Here is a 15,934-nt window from a genome sequence, read left to right on the forward strand (position 1 = left end):
AGGATTTGCTAATGAAGGCTCTTAAGTTGACGCCATTGCCAGAACGACTGCTTGATTTAAGGGTAACGTTTTAACCATAAGGTCACTAACTCCTTAATATGTGTGTTCATAATTTGATTTTCCACGAAAGACATAATAGCAATAACCAGTGTAAGTTAAAATGATTGGTAAAAGCGGTATTATAACAATGAGCATTAAAGATAAACTTGGCCCAGAAGCAGCTGCATCCAGAATGGTATATTGAAAAGGTATAATCCATGGGTAGATACTAATTCCTAAACCTAAATATCCCATAAAAAAAATAGCAATACTGAGAAAGAATGGACGGTACTCCCGTTTAGTATTCTGAAGATCAAACCACAGCATGAAAAATAGCCAAGATGTGAGTAATGGAATAGAAAATAAATAATAAAAATTTGGCATGCTAAACCAAAAGTTTTTAATACGTTCATTTAAAAATGGTGTCACTACACTCACTAGTCCCATGAAAATACCTACAAAACCAAGCGTATAAGAAGCAACCTTGCGTGCCCATTCTTGTGTTATATTTTCTGTCTTCATTATGAGCCATGTAGAACCTAAAAGTGCATATCCAAATATCACAGCAACGCCTGTCATTACACTAAAAGCACTTGCCCAATCAAATTGGCCACCAGAAAAGTTGCGTCCGTTTACTTCTACACCATGTATAAATGCACCTAAAATCATGCCTTGGCAAAATGCAGCACCAAGTGACCCAAAATGAAAGGCATAATCCCATAATCGCCTGTATTTTCCTTCTGCCTTAAAACGAAACTCAAAGGATACTCCGCGCACTATAAGGCCAAGCAGCATAATAATGATTGGAATATAAAAAGCAGGCATTAATATTGAATATGCAAGAGGAAAAGCAGCAAACAACCCTCCACCACCTAGTACCAACCATGTTTCGTTTCCATCCCAAAATGGTGCAATTGAACTTATCATGTGATCACGGCATTTATCTGACGGTGCAAAAGGAAGTAAAATACCAATACCTAAATCAAACCCATCCATTAAAATATACAGTAAAACAGCTATGGCAATTAGTAGTCCCCAGATTAGGGGTAAATTAATTAAGGAAGAAAAATCAAACATGATTGTTGCCCTTTCCAGATGTACCAGCATCAATCACTGAAGCTCCAATACCGTGTTTATAAAATTGCTCTTCTTCTTTAATGACAGGAATTCCTTTGTATATAAGTTTCAGGATATAGTAACTGCCTGCTCCAAATATAAGGGTATACATAACGATAAATGCAATCAAAGACCATGCAACCTGAGGACCGGTAATCGCAGGTGAAAATGATTCAATTGTGCGCATAATTCCATATACAGTGTAAGGTTGACGACCAATTTCAGTAGTGAACCAACCTGCAAGTAACGCTATGAACCCAGACGGCATCATTGATATCCACCATCCATGTAAGAAACAACTTTGGAATAATTTGCCACGAAGATACTGTATAACACTTACTAACCCAATTATGATCATTAAAATTCCAACTCCAACCATTATACGGAAGGACCAGAATACCCATACTACAGGTGGTCTATCTTCTTTTTTCCATTCCTTTAATCCTTTTACTTCTCCTAAAAAATCATGTGTTAAGATCAAGCTGGCAAGATTAGGAATTTTTATCTCGTAGTGATTAATTTCATTTTGCTGATCCGGATAAGCAAATAAAAGTAAGCCAGCCCCTTTTTCGGTTTCCCATATACCTTCCATTGCAGCAATCTTAGCAGGTTGATGCTTTAGTGTATTTAATCCATGCCTATCCCCCATGAACAGCTGAAATGGTGCAGCTAAAGCTACCATAATGGTTGCCATACCAAGCATAATTCTTGCTTGAGGAGCATGTCGTTTTCTCCAAAGATAAAATGCTTCTACACCACCAACCACAAAAGCTGTTGTAAGATAGGCTGCTGTTACCATATGAATAAAGCGATAAGGGAAAGAAGGATTAAAAATAATCTCTAACCAATTGGTTGGATATAGTAGACCATTCTCACCAATCGTGAATCCAGCGGGTGTTTGCATCCAACTGTTGGCTGCAATAATCCAAAAAGCTGAAATAAGCGTTCCCACTGCAACAATACAAGTAGAAGCAAAGTGCATACGAGAACTTACTCTATTCCATCCAAATAGCATAATACTCAAAAAAGATGCCTCCAGAAAAAAGGCTGTTAAAACCTCAAAGGAAAATAGAGGGCCGAGAACATTGGCTGTGCGGTCAGAAAAAATTGACCAATTGGTACCAAGTTGATATGACATTACAACTCCAGATACCACTCCCATGCCAAAAGCAACGGCAAAAATCTTGATCCAGAATTTATAAACATCACGGAAACGTGTATCACCAGTCTTAAGCCAACACCATTCCAAAAAGGCTAGAAAACTTGCAAGCCCGATCGTGAAAGCAGGAAATATAATGTGAAAGCCTATTGTGAAGGCAAACTGAATTCGAGCTAGCAGCACAGAACTAAATTCAAACATTTTATCCAATACCCATGTATTACAAATAATAGCCAAATCTGCCTATAATTCAATCCATTTTTTCACAAAATTGACCTTACCCAGAAAAAGTAGAGAGAAAGTTAAGACGTTTTTGTCATGAGAATAAATTGTGCAGGAATACAACTGTTCTCCCTTGTCATACCGTCACGGTATCTCTAGATCCCGCTAACACGTAGCGGAATGACGATTGTCAGGCCAGCGCCCCTATGATGTCATCCCAGTGTTCAGACACTGGGATCCAGGTTGCTCACAAGCAAACTAGCATAGAAAGTGGTTACAACGTTTTCGATGAGATTATATGGAAAACTGGATCCCAGTGTCAGCTACTCGGATGACATCATCCTTTTTTGGGGATTCCAGCGTCACGCGCTGGAATGACACCTTCCGTATAAACATTAAGAAATTTACTAAGCGGAGAAAAAGGCAAAAGAAGCCCCGTGGTTGGCTAATTACTTACATTATACTTTCAAGTATGGCGTTTTTTTATTCTAAACGTTTAATAACCGCGATTCAGCTACTTTTAAACCGCAACTAATCTAAATTATAAACGTTAAGAAATTTACTAAACAGAAAAAAAGGCAAAAGAAACCCTAGGGTAGCTAGTTATTCACTATCCATTTTTTAAGTTGGCGTTTTTTTATGTTTTAAACGCTTTATAAGCGCGTTTCAGCTTATGTAGGTAGAAATTTTATAAGACATAAGGTGCACATAGTGCAAAAAATTAAACATGAGACGCCAGATACGTGAGTTTTTTTGTCATTTAATCTGTACAGAGAAGATAAATAAATAGCTTCAGTTTCATGATAAGGGGGTTGGCGAAGGGTGTCAAGTAACTTTTGCATTTAATCCATTTCTATGGCTTATATAATAATCGTTATTGTAGTATAATTTAGAATAATGAAATAGATACCTAAATGTTTTAGCTATTAATTATATGTTGCACAAAAGCATATATTGCCCTACCATCCAAGTAGGTCAAAAATAAAGAGGTTGGCATGAGTTTTACTTTACCTGAATTACCATATGATAAAACAGCTTTGGAGCCTTACATATCTGCAAAAACTTTGGATTTTCATTATGATAAGCACCATAAAGGATATTTAAATAAACTCAATGAGCTAGTTGAAAATACGGATTATCAACATGTAAAAATTGAGGAATTAATAACAAAAGTGCATGGTAATAGCGGCAACTTGCCTATATTTAATAACGCAGCACAAGTTTGGAATCACACTTTTTATTGGAATTCAATGAAAAAAAATGGTGGTGGTAAGCCTAAAGATGGTAGTCTTCTAGCAAAAAAAATTCAAGACGATATCGGTGGCTTTGATAAATTTTATGAAGAATTTTCGAGTCATGGAGTAAGCCAATTTGGCAGTGGATGGGTATGGTTAGTGCTCGAAAAAGGTAGGTTAGGAAAGCTCAAAATCACCAAAACTCCAAATGCAGATTTGCCAATAATTTATGGCCAAGTGCCACTACTCACTATGGATGTGTGGGAGCACGCCTATTATTTAGATTGTCAAAACCGTAGAATTGACTACATAAAAGTTTTCCTTGATCATTTGATTAATTGGGATTTTGCAGAAGAGAACTTAGAAGAATATATGAGATGAATATACCCCGGGTAACAAAATTAGATAATGGTCTGCGCATAATAACTGAGCAGGTGCGTGATATTGATTCCGTAGCTTTAAGCATACGAGTTGGTGTTGGCAGTAGAGCAGAAAGTGCAAAGCAAAATGGAATATCCCATTTTTTAGAACACATGGCTTTCAAAGGGACGAAGACAAGAACTGCCTTTGAAATTGCAAAAGCTTTTGATGACATAGGTGGAGTTTTCAACGCTAGCACCGGTAGGGAAAGCACCACCTATTATGCAAAAGTCCTCAAGAAAGACATAAAAACTGGTATTGATATATTAATAGATATATTGATGAATTCCACGTTTCCAGAAGATGAATTGGAACGTGAGAAGGGTGTTGTAATACAAGAGATTTTTCAAACTAATGATTCACCAAGTGACATTATTTTCGACAAATATTTTGAGGCAGCTTATAAAGACCAACCATTTGGTAGGTCAATCTTAGGCACGCAAAATACTGTAAAATCTTTTACTCGAGGAGATCTAGATAATTACATAAATGAGCATTACTTTGGTGAGAATATGCTATTTGCCGTTGCAGGAAATGTTGAACATGAAGAAGTTGTTGCATTAACCAAAGATTTTCTCTCAAAGATTCATTCTAAAAAGCTGAAAAAAAGCCAAAATGCGAGCTGTACTGGTGGTGAGTATTTAGAACATCGTAAATTAGATCAGGTACACTTGCTAATTGGTCTACCTAGTGTTTCTCGCCATGACGATAAATATCACACGTTTCAAGTGCTTGATTCTATATTAGGGAGCGGAATGTCATCACGTTTATTCCAGGAAGTAAGGGAAAAGCAGGGATTAGCTTACTCTGTTTATTCATTTAATTCCAGCTATACTAATACAGGAATGTTTTCCATTTTTGCTGGTACAGACAGTAGTAACTTAGATAAGCTTTTAAAATCTATAACGACAGAGTTGAAGAAGTTGTCTACAGATGATCTGAAGGAAGAAGAAGTAAATAGAGTGAAAGAGCGAGTAAAATCCCAAATTTTAATGTCACGCGAAAGTGTTAGCTCACGTGCTGAAACATTGGGACACTACTACGGTAACTATAATAGGTACATCAGTAAAAATGAATTAATAGAAAAAATTAGTGCAGTTACCACTGCTAACGTAAAAAAAGCAGCAGAAGAATTGTTATCTCAGCATGAAAAAACCACTCTAGCTGCAATTGGAGAAATTGAATCATTGCCAAGTTACGATAAAGTGGTTTCTATGCTTAAAGCTTAGTGTACTTTAATTATGTTGCTTAAGCTCACTAAAAAGTTCAATGAACGGTTGCAAAATCCTTTCTATAAAAAGTTTGCTTTCTGGTTCATCGCGTATATTACTTATCAGTTTATTCAAAGTTTTCTCGCTGTTTCGTAAAAATAAATAGCTTTCTACTGCTTGCACACCAGACAAGACAGTCAAAATTCCTCCTATCACTAGACAAGCAGCTATAGCAGGTACGGTACCCACTGCAATTGCAGTTGCGATTAATGATAACCCAGCTAAGAATGTAACGGCTGAAACGCAAAACGCTATTTGATGTTTTTCTTTATTGTTAACCATAAATACCTCACAAAAACTATATTTTTAACATACCAGTGTTGTCATGTATTGTCAAGTTTTTAAAGAAGATTAAAAAATGCAACGCACATGTGCAAAAAACGCTAACTATGGATTAGCCAAGGAAGAAAGAGTAGGAAGAGGAAGGCTTTTTCTGTTTTAGGGAATATAAAATAAGCGTAGAAAAATATGAACTAGGTGTATAATTCACAGTGTAGTGGTGTCTCACTAATCCAATTATTTTTCTCCCGATCTAGCCTATCATCTAATATAGCCTGCCTTATTGATGCCATTAACTTATTCATAAAGAAAATATTATGAATGGTAACGAGCGTGTAAGCCAGGAGCTCTTTAGCTTTCAGTAAATGGTGTATATAAGCTCTTGAATGTTTTCTGCAGGTAAAACATAAACAGTCACTTTCAATTGGGTTGTTGTCCAGCTCAAATCGTTGATTCCGCAAATTAATATGCTCTTTGCACTTTGAAGAAATAGAATTTCTGTTTTTTACTTTAACAAGTGCGCCACCATGCCTTGCTAAGCGGGTTGGATGCACGCAATCAAACGTGTCAATTCCAAGCTCTACTCCGCGAAAGATGTCCACAATTCCACCAATACCAAGCAAATGAGTAGGCCTGTCTTTTTTCAGGTGGTCCATAGTGAAAGAAACTACATCATGCATCTGCTCTTTACTTTGACCAAGTGATCCACCTATTGCTTGACCAAAAAATGGCAAATCGTTGATAAAATCACAACTTTCTCTACGTAAATCTTGATACACTCCGCCTTGACTAATTCCATACAGTGCCTGCTTGCCATTATTGTTTTTTTCAAATTCATTTAAAGAACGTTCAGCCCATCTGTGGCTCATGAGCATTGATTTTGCTGTGTATTCTTTGCTTACGTGAAATGGAGTGCATTCATCTAAAACTAGGATTAAATCTGCACCTAATTTCTGTTGAATTTGTACAGATTTTTCAGGAGTTAAGCAATAAATTTTACCATTAATGTAAGAACGGAAAATTGCCCCATCCTCATTAATTTTGATCAAAGTTTTTTGTTTTTTTCTTATTCCTTTTATCTCTTCCGAAACTGATCCGTGGCCTAAGCTAAATATCTGATATCCACCTGAGTCAGTTAGCATTGGCCCATTCCATCCTATCATCTTGCGCAAACCACCAAGTTTTGCAACAGTATTCTCTCCTGGTTGAAGCATTAGGTGATAGGTGTTGGAAAGTATGATTTGGGTACCAGCTTCACTTATTCTTTCAATATCTGCAGCTTTAATTGCAGCTTTTGTTGCGCAGAATATAAAAGCGGGGGTTTCTACGCTTCCATTTGGAGTTTTAATTGTTCCAACTCTTGCAGAACCTGATTGCTTGATTCTCTTGAATGAAAATTCTTCTTTCATCTATTTGCCTGAAAGTTCTGTTATGATGTTTTCTACTTTCTCAGGAGTAAGATTTTCATAGAAGTCATTATTGATCTGCACAACGGGAGCATTAACGCATGCACCTAGGCATTCAACTTCTTTTAAAGTGAACAAATTATCTTTAGTAGTCTCACCGATATTGATTCCAAGTTTTTTTTTAAAGGTATTTAAAACTTCTTCACTATTGCACAACCAGCAAGGAGTTGTTCTACAAATTTGTATTAGATATTTGCCTACTGGTTTTAAATTATACATGGTGTAAAAATTTGCCACTTCATATACACGAATATGTGGAATATGCAGCATATCAGCAACATAACGCATAGCAGATTCAGAAACCCATCCGCATTGCTCTTGAACCAGATATAGTAAAGGCATAACAGCACTACCTTCTCTACCTTTGGGATACTTCTCTATAAACTTTCCCGCTTTCTTGAGGTTTTCTGATGTAAAACTAAACTGCTCTTCTTTTTCTATCATTCATGAGACTCGTGTAAACTTTAACAGATTATACCTGTAGAACCAATGATTGCAATTGTTGGTTTTTTGAGAAATAGCATAAAGCTTCTTAGCTCTCTTCAAGCTTATATTTACCTTTTAGTATAAAATATTATATTAATTTTTTAATTTTAGTTAAAATTTTCATTGACATTAACACACAGGAGTAATCATAATAGCATTTTATTAATATTTTAAATAAAATTATGTCTATATTAAGAAGATTGCTCGGGATCAACTCAAATACACCGGAAATTAAAGAAGCGATAGGTTTTAATCCAACAAACGTAGAATTAATTGAGGGGAATGGAGTTGCTTACGGACTCAGCTATCAAGATAATGGTAATGGGAGCAGTAAAGTAAAATTACTTATTAGTCCATTATATCAATCAAAAACATACGAATGTGGTACAAATATCAGCGTAGCAAATGAATTCAAAGATCAATTATCTCTCACATTAATAGAAGATTCAGCTGAAATAGATAAAGTTGGAGTTATCTTTCCTGAAGAAGGAATTAGCGAAGAAGGAGAAAAATGCGTTAAAGGCTTATCTTTTAACACTTACGGAATTAAACAATCAGTTAATACTCCTTCAGTTGAACATTTAGATAAAAGAAAATTACAAAAGAATATTGATAATAATAGTCTTGCAAATGTGGGCAATAGTTACTTTCAACCAAGAGCAGTGAAAGTTGGTAATGGTGACGTAATTGTAATCGCCCATAACTTAAAGGATCAAACTTTAGTTTCTTGGTACTTAAAGTCAAGCGAGAGCGGAAAATTTAAGGTATTGACTGGAGAAAAAGGTGTTACAGAAAGAAAATTGTTCAATTTTGATAATCAGGGGCAATTGGCATTAAATGGAAACACGATGCTTTATTCGCAAGTGAGCAAAAGGATTACTAAGGAAAATCAAGAGGTGAGAAAAACACGTATTTTTAAATTTGATATGGCTAAAGTGATTCAGGGTCTGAAGGATGGAGTTAATGGCTTTTTACTTGGTAATCGAAAAGGTCAAATAGATAATAAAGCACTATCTCTTTCTAGAGAACATGAAATAAGCTTTTTGCAGTATGTTGAACAAACGGAAGGAAATGATCTAGTTGCTTTTCTTGAAAATGACCAATCAGCTAATGAGCAGAGGTTACATATAGCAACTCTACTTAAAAATGGATCAGTGTCAGATTTTCCTATCTATCAATTTACAGATCCTATAGAGCAATTATATATTAAAGGCAACGGTCAGGGTGGTTTTATCGTAACTGCGGTAAGTGGAGAAAATATTGTAACTTTTAATCAAAACGGCTCTGGAAAATCTTCTGAAGCAACAATAATACCGGCAAATAGCATCAAAACTCTCAGTGATTTTGTTAATATCATTAACGGTCGATTAACGCCAGATATTATTTCTAGTAGTACCGTGGCTCCTATAACTGTTGCAGAAACGGTTGTGACTTCTAAGAAAACGCCGACTGCTGCAATTACTAGCACAGCAGAAACCGACGCTGTGAAGACTACTAAATTGACAACGGAAGCCGTTGCACCTACTTCTACAATAAGTAAACCTTCAACGGAGTCAACGACAGTAGCAAAAACAACTACTACTTCACAAGCGACCACGGTTGCTACAACGTCAACTAGTGTGCCGATAGTAACTTCAGGGACTGAGACAAGTACTGTAAAACCTACAGCAGCGACTGGTGCGTCGACTTCTACGATGAGTAAACCTTCAACAGAGTCAACGACTCAAACAAGTACAGTAACAGTGAAGCCAACAACAGAAGCCGTTGCACCTACTTCTACAACGAATAAACCTTCAACAGAGTCAACGACTCAAACAAGCACAGTAACAGTGGAACCAACTGCGCCAACAACAAGCTCAGAGAAAACTACACAAACAGTATTTAGTATACCAAGTACTAGAACAAAAGAGTCAACAACTCCTATATTCACCACGACTTTACTTCCTCAGTCTACTTCTTCACCACAACCTACTCAACTTGCTATAGGGTCTAATAAGGCAGGAATGATAGGGGGATCTTTGGTTGGAGCAATAGGTATTGTTGGAATTATAGGATTCATAGCATATAGATATGTTAAGGGTCGTAATGCTGCTCCTGTATTAGAACTAACTGATTTGGGTTATAGAAGGCGATCATCTTCAAGTAGCGATGAAGAAATTTTTACCACTGGTAACAGAATGCGAACTATATATCAATCTGAAACAGTGCTAAATAGTATATCAGTAGAAAGTAGTAGTCGATCAAGAAGTAGCTCATCGTCTTCAAGCGGTGGACCAGGCTCTTGACTAACTGAAGCGGAGTCTAAAAGTGAAAAAAGCTTATCTTGGGATAGTGATGATGTGCCGGAATATCACCTTTAGCTATTTGTCTAAATGTTTTTAATATGTAGACTGTTAGGAAATTGTCTTTTGCTTTTGTGATTTTCATGTTAAAGTATAATTCCTAGGTGAAATAAGTAGCTGCTGTTGTGTGATAAACATAGCAGAGGAAAGTCCGGGCTCCAAGGAAAAATAGTGACGGGTAATGCCCGCCGGAGGTAACTCCAGTTATAGGGCTACAGAGAATTACCGCCTAAAATATTCTTAGGTAAGGGTGAAAAGGTGTGGTAAGAGCACACCATGGCAATGGCAACATTGGTAGTCGAGTAACCAACACTAGGAGCAAGATTAAATAGAAGTAGATTTTATGTTTTCCTCATATCTACTCGGGTAAATCGCATGCGGTAAATGGTAACATTTACTCCAGATAAATAGCTACATAAACAGAACTCGGCTTATATTTCACCTAGGCGTTCACATGATACGTGCGATATAAGCCATGCTATATTTAAATGTATAGGCATTTCATGCGTTGTCCTTCACTTGTTCTGCTTGATAGCCATCACTACTTTCGCCTACATTAACATTAGAATATTCTTCATCATCAATATACTCTTTCAGAACATACCCTCTGCCCCAAACGGTTTCTATGTGGCTTTTTCCATCATTTGCACTTTCAAGTTTCTTACGTAATTTGCACATAAAAACATCAACTATCTTGTTATCTGAAGGTTCATCTAAGCCATTGTAAAGATGATTTAAGAACATTTCTTTTGTTAATACTGTTCCTTTACGCAGTGCTAGCAATTCTATCATAGAATACTCTTTATTAGTAAGGTGAACCGTTTTACCTTTCACCTCAACAATCCTGTGATCAAAATTGATATTTATATTACCAATCTTTATCACCGATTCAGGATGGCCTTTAGTACGACGCACTATGGCCTTAATTCGAGCTAATAACTCACTTTTATGAAATGGTTTGGTTAAGTAATCATCGGCACCATACCCGAGTCCTTTAGCTTTGTGATTGACAGCGGATATACATGAAAGTATTAAGACAGGAACTTTGATTTTTGCACTTCTTAGTCTTAGCAATATATCATATCCGTCAATATCACCAGGCAAGTGTATATCTAAAATAACTAGGTCATAGTAATCTCCGTTTGAGGAAACCATATTATTGTTATAATCTTGTGCAGAAGTAACAACGTCACAGAAATGTCCATCAGAAGTTAAGGCGTTAACCACAGTCTTTGCACTTACTTGATCATCTTCAATTAATAATATACGCATATTTTACACCCCATAAATAATTTATAATTTTAGTAATATATATAACTAAGGAAAGTAATAAATCAAATTTTTATTAACAAATGATCAAAATTACACTTATTAATTAATAGTAAATATATTGTTCCAAAGTTATATAAATAGATCTAAAATATAATAGACATACCATGATAGTAATAATATTTTTAGTAAATATTGAATTAAAGTTACTATTATTAAAAGAATACTTCGGTTAATAAATATTTAACTATTCTATATGTCTGTGTTATATTTTTAATTTACTTATCCTACTATTTTAAAGTATAAGTAATATTTTCAGGAATATTGTGTGGCAATATCAATTTTAGGTGCTGGTGCATGGGGTACAGCAATCGCAATTTCATTAGGTAGTAAGAAAGATGTGATTTTGTGGACTCGCAATGAAACTACATTTGAATCAATCAACGGGAAAAGAGAAAGTGACAAGCTACCCGGTTGTCGAATTTCTGATAATGTGTCAGTAAAATTGGCTATTGAAGACACAATTAATGCTTCAGTAACAATCCTCGCTGTTCCCACTCAGTCTCTGAGGAAGGTATGTCAGCAATTGCATAATTGTAATCTGAAAAAAGATGTAGCAATAATTTTAGCTTGTAAGGGAATAGAAAAGTCTACATTAAAATTACCTAGTGAAATAGTAAATGAAATTTTACCTAACAATCCTATTGCTATTTTTTCAGGTCCTAGCTTTGCTGTAGAAGTTGCAAGAAAATTACCCTATTCAATGGTTCTTGCATGCCAAAATAACACATTAGGTTCAAAGCTAGTATCAGAGCTGCAACAAGAAAATGTTAAATTGGAGTTTAGTAACGACATTATAGGAGTACAGATTTGTGCAGCGTTAAAGAACGTTTTTGCTATAGCGTGTGGGATTGTTTTAGGTAGTAAACTTGGGTTTAATGCTCATGCAGCATTGATTACGAAAAGTATGAGCGAAATTAAGGCTTTATACTCAGCAAAAATTGGTGACGGTAGTGTGGATATAAATACACTACTTGGGCCAGCATGTCTGGGTGACCTAATTATGACATGCACATCCTTGAATTCAAGAAACTTATCTTTTGGGTTTAAAATAGGTAATAGTGACAATGGCTTTAATGTTCAGCAGATTTTGTCAGAAGGCAAGTCAGTGATTGAAGGTTTTAGCACTGCTGAGTCCATATTTAATTTAGCAGGAAAGCTAAAGATAAAAATGCCTATATGTGAAGCGGTCTATAGATTATTGTATGAAAGCGCCTCTATAGAGGATACTATTTCTGTTCTTATAAGTTAATTTTGTATTTGGATATATTGTGAAATTTTTATATAAATTAATATCAACGTGGTGGCTGTCTGGAACAGTAAAAAAAATGCCAGGTACTGTGGGTAGTTTGGCTTCTTTTCCGCTTGTTCCTGTAATCCTGAGCAACAAAATTTTAGGTGCAGCAATTATTTCTTTTTTATTCTTAATTGGATTATGGTCTACAGGTAATTATATAAAACATTACAAGACTTCATGTGATCCAAAAGAGGTAGTAATTGACGAAGTGGTTGGTCAATTGCTGACGATACTTTTAGTTTCGATATTGTTAAGCCAAGAGATGAATTGTTCTTCATTGTTGTTGTGCTTTTTTTCTTTTAGGTTTTTTGATATAATAAAAACGTGGCCTATAAATTTAATCGATAAAAATACCAAAGGTCCTTTAGGTATTATGCTAGATGACGTTATAGCTGCAATTTTAGCCTGTGTTCTTATAGGAGCCTTTTATTGTTTATTGTTGGTGTATGCAGGATAAAAAAATTTATTATTCAAGCTTAATTGTTCAAAATCTAAAGGATTATATACTGTACACAGCGAATTTATCTGAGTGGGAAGTACACGATGAATTTGATAACATCATATTTACAATAAATGGTACCAGGGAGTCATTATTTAATTTTGTGTTCTGTGGAGATCAATGTACCGAGCTTTCTATACAAAAAACTCTAGATTATCTCAGAACAAGAGATATAGAAGCAACATGGGTAATAAATTCACATATGAAAATAAGAGATATTTTAGAAAAGTGTGAAATAAAACACGTTAGCACACCAAAAAAAGCTTTACTTAATATGAAAAATTACTTTTTACCTGCTGATGTTATTCCAAACTTGAGGTTAAATGCTGTGAATGGTAGCAACCTCTTAGAACAGTTAGATCTACACACTTCTAAAATTTTTTATCATGGCGTTGGAATTGTCAGCACATTTTTTCGCGGATTATCAAATTATGATGATAAGAACTCAAGATTAAGATTTTTTCTTGTAACACTAAATAATGAAATTATTGGGACATGCGGTCTTTATGTTCAAGACAGCGTAGCTGGTTTTTATAGTGATGGAGTTTTACCAATTTACAGGAATCGTGGAATAGGTACCCAAATGGTTTTAGAAAGAATAAAGATAGCTAAACAGCTTGAATGCAAATATATAGTAGCACATTGTATGAAATCTTCTGTGAACCTTTATAAGAGATTGGGCTTTCAAATGTTAGGCAATCTTTACTTATATACCTCTTCAGCATAATTCTGAGCGGCTACAAATTTTTACATTTGTTTTAAAAGTGCTATGTTTTTTTTGTATGAAGTGGTTTTAATATTGATTCTAATATTATTCTTTCTCTCTTATTCTAAATTAAAAATTAGTAATAAGATTAGGAACTTACAGCATCAAAATGTTATCATAAATAATTTAATTGATACTGTGAATGATGGGTTTTATATTTGGGATGCAAAAAAACGTATAGAAAAGTTCTCTCCCAATTTACTAATTTTGCTTAATACTGTTTTTTACTCATTTAATGAGTTTGTGAATTTTTTTGAGCAATCAGAAAGCTTAATCAAAAATTTTGTTGAGGCAAAGGAAATAAATAAATCTTTTACTCTAGATTTAAAGTCAAAAGACAGTGAGGTTTATTGCATATGTTACGGTAGAAGCATAATAGATGATTCTAACAATGTGATAGGTGTGCTGTTATGGATAAGGAATGTCTCAGACTGTAAGATAAAGGCTAACGGACTTGAGTTAGAAAATAGTAAGCTTACACAGGAAGTGGAGAGCTATAAAAACGTTTTCAACTCTTTACCATTTCCAATACTAAGATATAACAAGAGTAGAAAGGTGGAATTTTATAACTTGTTTTATGATAAATATGTAGATGGTTCTAAGAAATTTGCTATTACCGGTAGCGCTCATAGCACAAAACCAGGAAGACATGTCATAACTTATAAGAACGAACCTAAGGTTTTCGATTTTGTTAAAATTCCAATACAAGGTTCTGGTAGCATAGTAATGTATGGGAAAGATGTTAGTGATGCAGAGAAATTATATACTGAATTAAACAGTTATTTAGCTACACAGAAAAATTTGCTTGAGAGGTTACCGGTTGCTATAGTAATATATAGTAAGAATCAAAAGCTAAAATTTTATAATAATGCTTTTATAAAAACCTTTCAATTTGACCCAAAATTTTTGGCATCTTACCCAACTTATCATGAAGTTATGCTTTACCTCTGCGAATCTAAAAAGCTTTTAGAAAAAGAGGATTTTCAAACTATTAGTAATCAAAGACATGAGTTGTTCAAAAAATTATTTGAATCGTATGATGATACGATGCATTTCACGAATGGAAAAGCGTTCAGGGTATTAACAATACCCTACGCTTCGGAAGGTTTGCTGTTCTCTTACGAAGAATGCAAAAGATAATACTTAAACTCCTTCTCTCTCTACCATGAGCTGTTTTACTTTCGCTATTGCTCTTGCTGGATTAAGTCCTTTAGGACAAGTTTTTGTGCAATTCATTATTGTATGACAACGATACAACTTGAATGGGTCGTTTAAAACATCAAGTCTTTCACCTGTCTTATTATCACGGCTGTCAGCAATCCATCTGTAAGCTTGTAATAGTATTGCTGGTCCTAAAAATTTATCACTATTCCACCAGTAGCTTGGGCAACCAGTCGAACAGCAAGCACATAATATACAGTCGGACAAGCCATCTAATTTTTTTCTATCTTCAGAAGATTGAGAGTATTCTTTATTTGGTAGGGCAGGCTTATCTGCTTGTAACCAAGGTTTAATTGATTTGTATTGCTCATAAAATTGGCTCAAATCCGAGACTAGGTCCTTTATTACATACATGTGAGGTAATGGATATATTTTTACGTCACCTTTTATATCATGTATAGATCTAGTACATGCAAGAGTATTGGTTCCGTCAATATTCATGGCACAAGATCCACATATGCCTTCTCTACAAGAACGTCTGAAAGTTAAAGTCGAATCTATTTCATCCTTTATTTTTATTAATGCATCAAGTACCATAGGGCCACAATTATCCATATCAATAAAAAATGTGTCTATTCTAGGGTTTTTCTCGTCATCAGCAGACCAACGGTAAATTTGAAATCTTCTGATGTTTTTTGCTCTAGCAGGAATAGGATAAATTTTGCCCTTTTGATTAATTTTAGAATTCTTTGGCAAAGAAAACTGAACCATATCACTTACCTTTTATTGTTTATAGCTAAAACCCTTTGTAGATAACATATTTTATTATCATCTACTATATTTTTAT

At 34.9% G+C, this 15,934-nt stretch carries 15 protein-coding genes and 1 other RNA gene; 9 read left to right on the plus strand and 7 right to left on the minus strand.

The window, feature by feature from the left end; genetic code table 11:
• Nucleotides 1-93 precede the first annotated feature (93 nt).
• Nucleotides 94-1,116 (minus strand): cytochrome d ubiquinol oxidase subunit II, encoded by a 1,023-nt coding sequence (gene cydB / locus OPR28_RS06100; RefSeq protein ID WP_265023771.1) that lies wholly within the window; start codon nucleotides 1,114-1,116, stop codon nucleotides 94-96.
• The gene (locus OPR28_RS06105; RefSeq protein ID WP_265023772.1) at nucleotides 1,109-2,515 is read right to left on the minus strand and encodes a cytochrome ubiquinol oxidase subunit I; all 1,407 of its coding nucleotides are present in this window, start codon (nucleotides 2,513-2,515) and stop codon (nucleotides 1,109-1,111) included. Before OPR28_RS06105 ends, cydB begins: the two co-directional genes overlap by 8 nt.
• Before the next feature lie 227 nt (nucleotides 2,516-2,742).
• Between OPR28_RS06105 and OPR28_RS06110 the strand changes: the two genes are divergently transcribed.
• The 3 genes from OPR28_RS06110 (at nucleotide 2,743) to OPR28_RS06120 (ending at nucleotide 5,420) form a co-directional block, all read left to right on the plus strand.
• On the plus strand, nucleotides 2,743-2,871 hold the full coding sequence (locus tag OPR28_RS06110) for a hypothetical protein (RefSeq protein WP_265023701.1): 129 nt from the start codon (nucleotides 2,743-2,745) through the stop codon (nucleotides 2,869-2,871).
• Between the two features lie 660 nt (nucleotides 2,872-3,531).
• Nucleotides 3,532-4,152 carry a superoxide dismutase gene (locus OPR28_RS06115; RefSeq protein WP_010082437.1) on the plus strand — a complete coding sequence of 207 codons (621 nt, stop codon included), beginning with the start codon at nucleotides 3,532-3,534 and terminating at the stop codon, nucleotides 4,150-4,152.
• Nucleotides 4,149-5,420, plus strand: a complete 1,272-nt coding sequence (locus OPR28_RS06120; protein ID WP_010962800.1) for a M16 family metallopeptidase — start codon at nucleotides 4,149-4,151, stop codon at nucleotides 5,418-5,420. Before OPR28_RS06115 ends, OPR28_RS06120 begins: the two co-directional genes overlap by 4 nt.
• Before the next feature lie 6 nt (nucleotides 5,421-5,426).
• Here OPR28_RS06120 and OPR28_RS06125 read toward each other — a convergent pair whose 3' ends face one another.
• The 3 genes from OPR28_RS06125 to nuoE all read right to left on the minus strand — a co-directional run bounded on the left by OPR28_RS06125 (nucleotide 5,427) and on the right by nuoE (nucleotide 7,651).
• Nucleotides 5,427-5,744: a WD_0736 family protein gene (locus tag OPR28_RS06125; protein ID WP_010082444.1), complete on the minus strand. Its 318-nt coding sequence runs from the start codon at nucleotides 5,742-5,744 to the stop codon at nucleotides 5,427-5,429.
• 191 nt (nucleotides 5,745-5,935) lie between these two features.
• A complete protein-coding gene (gene tgt / locus OPR28_RS06130) occupies nucleotides 5,936-7,150 on the minus strand; it encodes a tRNA guanosine(34) transglycosylase Tgt (RefSeq protein WP_010082445.1) in 1,215 nt (404 codons plus the stop codon).
• Nucleotides 7,151-7,651 carry an NADH-quinone oxidoreductase subunit NuoE gene (nuoE, locus tag OPR28_RS06135; RefSeq protein WP_182320564.1) on the minus strand — a complete coding sequence of 167 codons (501 nt, stop codon included), beginning with the start codon at nucleotides 7,649-7,651 and terminating at the stop codon, nucleotides 7,151-7,153.
• 224 nt (nucleotides 7,652-7,875) lie between these two features.
• On the opposite strand from nuoE, the gene OPR28_RS06140 reads away from it, so the two are divergent.
• Together OPR28_RS06140 and rnpB are read left to right on the plus strand one after the other, a co-directional pair.
• Nucleotides 7,876-9,978, plus strand: coding sequence for a hypothetical protein (locus OPR28_RS06140; RefSeq protein ID WP_044471262.1), 2,103 nt, complete (start codon nucleotides 7,876-7,878; stop codon nucleotides 9,976-9,978).
• 157 nt (nucleotides 9,979-10,135) lie between these two features.
• Nucleotides 10,136-10,485, plus strand: an RNA gene (gene rnpB, locus OPR28_RS06145) — RNase P RNA component class A.
• A gap of 51 nt (nucleotides 10,486-10,536) precedes the next feature.
• Here the strand turns inward: rnpB and OPR28_RS06150 are convergent.
• Nucleotides 10,537-11,307, minus strand: a complete 771-nt coding sequence (locus OPR28_RS06150; RefSeq protein WP_096616586.1) for a response regulator transcription factor — start codon at nucleotides 11,305-11,307, stop codon at nucleotides 10,537-10,539.
• A 325-nt stretch (nucleotides 11,308-11,632) separates the two neighbouring features.
• Between OPR28_RS06150 and OPR28_RS06155 the strand changes: the two genes are divergently transcribed.
• The 4 genes from OPR28_RS06155 to OPR28_RS06170 are packed head-to-tail and all read left to right on the plus strand — an operon-like array spanning nucleotide 11,633 to nucleotide 15,066.
• Entirely contained in the window at nucleotides 11,633-12,616 is a 984-nt protein-coding gene (locus OPR28_RS06155; protein ID WP_006280098.1) for an NAD(P)H-dependent glycerol-3-phosphate dehydrogenase, read from the plus strand.
• A 19-nt stretch (nucleotides 12,617-12,635) separates the two neighbouring features.
• Entirely contained in the window at nucleotides 12,636-13,118 is a 483-nt protein-coding gene (locus tag OPR28_RS06160) for a phosphatidylglycerophosphatase A family protein (RefSeq protein ID WP_006279290.1), read from the plus strand.
• A complete protein-coding gene (locus tag OPR28_RS06165) occupies nucleotides 13,108-13,887 on the plus strand; it encodes a GNAT family N-acetyltransferase (RefSeq protein ID WP_006280097.1) in 780 nt (259 codons plus the stop codon). The genes OPR28_RS06160 and OPR28_RS06165 overlap by 11 nt, the downstream gene beginning before the upstream one ends.
• A gap of 42 nt (nucleotides 13,888-13,929) precedes the next feature.
• Nucleotides 13,930-15,066, plus strand: a complete 1,137-nt coding sequence (locus OPR28_RS06170) for a hypothetical protein (protein WP_265023702.1) — start codon at nucleotides 13,930-13,932, stop codon at nucleotides 15,064-15,066.
• 3 nt (nucleotides 15,067-15,069) lie between these two features.
• On the opposite strand, the gene OPR28_RS06175 is transcribed toward OPR28_RS06170, so the two are convergent.
• A complete protein-coding gene (locus tag OPR28_RS06175; protein ID WP_264378091.1) occupies nucleotides 15,070-15,858 on the minus strand; it encodes a succinate dehydrogenase iron-sulfur subunit in 789 nt (262 codons plus the stop codon).
• Nucleotides 15,859-15,934: the final 76 nt, after the last annotated feature.

This window comes from Wolbachia endosymbiont (group A) of Epistrophe grossularia, assembly GCF_947251435.1.
In the GTDB taxonomy this organism is placed as follows: domain Bacteria; phylum Pseudomonadota; class Alphaproteobacteria; order Rickettsiales; family Anaplasmataceae; genus Wolbachia; species Wolbachia pipientis.